Here is a 4149-nt window from a genome sequence, read left to right on the forward strand (position 1 = left end):
GCACCTATAGGTTCCGAATGTCGCGCGAAAACGCAGAGGACGCTTCTTCTGCAGCGCAATCAGGCATACTCAGAGGCGTGGATGCCACGATTCTCATCGTCGAGGACGACCAGTCGATCCGGGAGATCACCAAACTCGGACTCCGGGACGCCGGTTTCTCGGTGCACACGGCGGCCGACGGCGAAGAAGCTCTTCTCCGTTTCCGCCGTGATCAACCCGATCTCGTCGTCCTCGATGTGATGCTCCCGAAACGCGACGGACTCGAGGTGTGCCGGGCGATTCGGGCCGAGTCTTCGGTGCCGGTGGTCATGCTCACCGCCCGGAGCGATGCGATCGACGTTGTGGTCGGACTCGAGTCGGGCGCCGACGACTACGTGACCAAGCCGTTCGAGATGCCCGTCCTCGTCGCCCGGATAAGGGCCGCCCTCCGGAGGGCCCATTTGCTGGACCCGGCGGAGACGCTCACACTCGGACCACTGCGCATCGACGTACCCGGTCACCGGGTCACCGTGAACGACGTGGAACTCGGGCTGACACCGACAGAGTTCAGGCTGCTGCTCGAACTTGCCCGCCGGCCGGGACAGGTTTTCACTCGCGAGCTGCTGCTCGACCGGGTCTGGGGTTACTCCTATCTGGGCGACTCCCGCCTGGTGGACGTCGCGATTCAACGGCTCCGGGCCAAGATCGGGACCCACGGCTCGCCGGACCTGATCGAAACAGTGCGCGGGGTCGGCTACCGGGCGGGCCGGTGAGATGTTCGGCAGCTTTCGAGCTCGCCTGATCGTCACGGTGATAGTCCTCATCGGTGTGACGGCAGGTTTTGTCGCGGTTCTGTCCTACGCGCTGGTCCGGAGCTCGCTACGCGGGCAGCTGGTCGATGATGCGGTCGCACGGGCCGAGTTCAACGTCACGGTGCTTGCCTCTGCCGAACAACTACCCCCCGGATCCGGGCTGACCGAGTTCGAGGCGAGCGGGCTGGCCGACCGGTTCCTCCTGCGCGGTTCAGACGGCGTGTACATAAAGTTTGCCGACGGTGAGACCTACGCCTCCTCACTCGACCTGCTGGCCGCCAACGAGTCACTCTCACCGGAGCTTCGGCAGATCGTCGACGGAGGAGAGTTCGGCTACGAGTTCCTCAAGGAAAGCGAGACTCCAACCCTGGTGGTTGCCGCCCGCCGGCCACCATCCGGTCCGGACTTCTACTTCTTCTATCCGGCAGCCGACGTCGACGAGGCGCTCTCCCAGCTGGCCCGCGTGCTGACCATCGCCGGAGCAGCGATCCTCATCTTGGGAGCCATGGGAGCGGGGCTGATCGCCAGGCGCGTCCTCAGGCCCGTGGCGATCGCCGGCAGAGCGGCCGGGATCATGGCAGAGGGAGATCTCAGCGTCCGGCTGCCGGCGACGACCAGCGACGAACTCGGAGCACTGGCCCTCGCCTTCAACCAGATGGCAGCCGCCCTTGAGACTCAGATAGGCGCTCTCGTCGCCGCCCACGACCGCGAACGACGCTTCGTGGCCGATGTCTCCCACGAACTGCGGACTCCGCTCACCGCCCTGGTCAACGAGGCCGCGATGCTGGAGGGCCGGCTGGACGAACTGCCCGACACCGACCGCAGAATAGGGCGGATGCTCGTCGACGACGTCGAGAGGCTGCGCACCCTGGTGGAGGACCTACTCGAGGTCTCCCGTCTCGACTCCGCCCCCGACTCGCCGGAGTTGTCCGATGTCGACCTGCCGCGGTTCCTGGAGGCCGTCATCGCCGACCGCCATCCGGTCGCCCGCCTCAGCGTGTCCGGGCCGATCGGCCGCATCCGCACCGACCGCAGATCACTAGAACGCATCGTCGGGAATCTGCTCGACAACGCCAGAAACCACGCTCCCGAAGCTGAGGTAGTCGTCACCGCGCGAATGGCCGCCGGGAACCTGCAAATCGAAGTCGCAGACGACGGCCCGGGAATCGGAGTCGAACACCTCCACCTTCTGTTCGACCGGTTCTACAAGACCGACCCGTCACGACAAGGGGGAACAGGCCTCGGCCTGGCGATCGCCCGTCAACACGCCAGACGCCTCGGAGGAGACCTCACGGCACGGCCCGGCACACCGCGTGGGCTTGTGTTCGACCTCAGCCTGCCTGTGACCGAATCGTTACATTCCCGTGACGGAAACGAGAACCCGGCGTAGCAACCTGATGGTGACCACAAGGATCACTACAGGAGTCAACAATGCGACGCACCATCCTCGCCGTCAGCGTGCTGGCCATCCTCACGGCAGCATGCGGGGCCGGAGATATCGGAAACGCCGGCCCGGTCACCGTTCCCCCCGGTGACACCACCGCAACAACCCTTCCGGGTGACGGCACGTCCGTTCCGACCACCGTGCCGCCGACCACGGAACCACCGGCGGACCAGCTATTCGTTGAGTTGTTCTTCATCAAAGAAGGCCTCGAGGCCAGATCGGTGATCCGGGCAGTCGATACGCCGGATGTCGCCGCCAACGCGATCAGGGCTCTGATCGCGGGGCCGACCCCTGCAGAACAGGACACAGAACTCTCGACCGCGATTCCCGCCGACACCCTTCTCCTCGGCCTGACCATTAAGGACGGGCTGGCCACGATCGACCTCTCGCGTGAGTTCGAGGTAGGGGGCGGATCATTCAACATCCTGAGCCGCCTGGCACAGGTGGTCTACACCCTCACCCAGTTCGAAACCATCGACGAGGTGAGCTTCCGGCTCGACGGAGAGGCGATCACCGTCTTCTCCGGGGAGGGCGTGGTTCTGGAGCACCCTGTGAACCGGGACGACTACGCGACGATCCTGCCGATCGAGCCCGGTATCGACACGCCGGAGACCCAACCCTGGGGACAAGCCGATCTGCCTGACACGAGCGGCGCGGATCCTGCGGATCTGGCCCGCGTGGCGCTGGTCGCCGCAGACGATGTCTTGAACGTACGTCAGGACCCGACGGCCGCCTCGCCGATCGTCGGGATGCTGCTGCCCGGTGTGGTGGTTGAGCGGACCGGGCCCGAGGAGATCACCGGTTCCTCCGTCTGGGCACAGATCGAAACACCGCGGGGCAGCTTCTGGGTCAACGCTCGATTCCTGGCCGCCGTCGTCGACGGACCTGCCTTCGAAGCAGACGCCCGTGTGGCGGACCTATTGGACGAGTTCGCCTATCTGATCGCCAACGACGGCGACCTTCGTCTGGTGACCTCGCAGCGCGGCCTGTATGTCGCTCACCATGCCGCGCCCCTCAGGTTCGCTTCCGACCAGCTCCAAGCGATCCTGCTGGATCCGACGACCTACCAGTGGCCGTCTGTCGCCATCGGGTTGGACGACCCGGACTTCGACCTGATCCCCGGACGGACGTTCGCGGAGGCGGTTGCCGATAGCTTCCTGTCGGCTTACAAGGACGTCGACGCCGTGACAACGACGAACGAGCCGATAGTGGCGGGCAACGGCCGGCCGGCGGAATACGCCATTCCGTTCGAGTTCGAGTCTTTCAACTACATCGGCGTTCACGACTCGGGCGACAATCCCGACTACGACGGTCTCGACTGGATCACCTGGTACGTATCAATCGACTACGAGAACGGAGAGCCCGTGATCGTCGGATTGACCATCGATCAGTGGGCGCCCTAGGCCCTCAAACATCGATCCGCCGCACCCCAATCCCGTTTTCGCGCGACATTCCGACCCTATGGGTACCGAATGTCGCGCGAAAACGGGTTTCGAGGCGCTCAGCGGGCGGCGGCCCGGACGGGAACCGAACGTACGAACGGTATCGGCTCCGCGGTGGCCGATGCCTGCCCGAATCGGATCGGTACATCTGATCCGGTCGGGAACACCTGGAGATCTCCGGGACGAACGAGTGTCACGTTTCGCCGCCCCTCGACCCGGAACCGTCCGTTGCGGCCGACGAGCGCGGTGCCTTCATCCAGGCCGATGATGCTCGTACGGAGGACGTTTCTCACGACCCACGGCGCCCACCGCTCGGCTCGGAAGCGGTCGAAGTGCGGAGCAGCGGTGAAACCGTTGAGTACCCCCAACCCGGCGATACGTTTCAGCGGGTTGGGTGGGTAGAGGTTGAGGCGATGCTCGAAGAGGCACATTGCGCCGGCCGACGATCCGATGATCCCTGCACCGGCTTCCC

4 protein-coding genes are annotated in these 4149 nt (G+C 65.1%); 3 read left to right on the top strand and 1 reads right to left on the bottom strand.

The annotated features are described in order from the left end of the window. Positions 1-77: 77 nt before the first annotated feature. The 3 genes from VLT15_09295 to VLT15_09305 are packed head-to-tail and all read left to right on the top strand — an operon-like array spanning position 78 to position 3638. On the top strand, positions 78-752 hold the full coding sequence (locus tag VLT15_09295) for a response regulator transcription factor (protein ID HSR45410.1): 675 nt from the start codon (positions 78-80) through the stop codon (positions 750-752). Position 753: 1 nt separating this feature from the next. After that, entirely contained in the window at positions 754-2181 is a 1428-nt protein-coding gene (locus VLT15_09300; protein HSR45411.1) for a HAMP domain-containing sensor histidine kinase, read from the top strand. Between the two features lie 41 nt (positions 2182-2222). Then, complete coding sequence (locus VLT15_09305; GenBank protein HSR45412.1) at positions 2223-3638, top strand: GerMN domain-containing protein; 1416 nt, start codon at positions 2223-2225, stop codon at positions 3636-3638. Positions 3639-3736: 98 nt separating this feature from the next. On the opposite strand, the gene VLT15_09310 is transcribed toward VLT15_09305, so the two are convergent. Continuing rightward, positions 3737-4149: Type 1 glutamine amidotransferase-like domain-containing protein (locus VLT15_09310; GenBank protein ID HSR45413.1), on the bottom strand; the 413-nt coding region annotated here is incomplete at its 5' end.

Source organism: Acidimicrobiia bacterium (assembly GCA_035471805.1).
Classification (GTDB): domain Bacteria; phylum Actinomycetota; class Acidimicrobiia; order Spongiisociales; family JAHEDJ01; genus JAHEDJ01.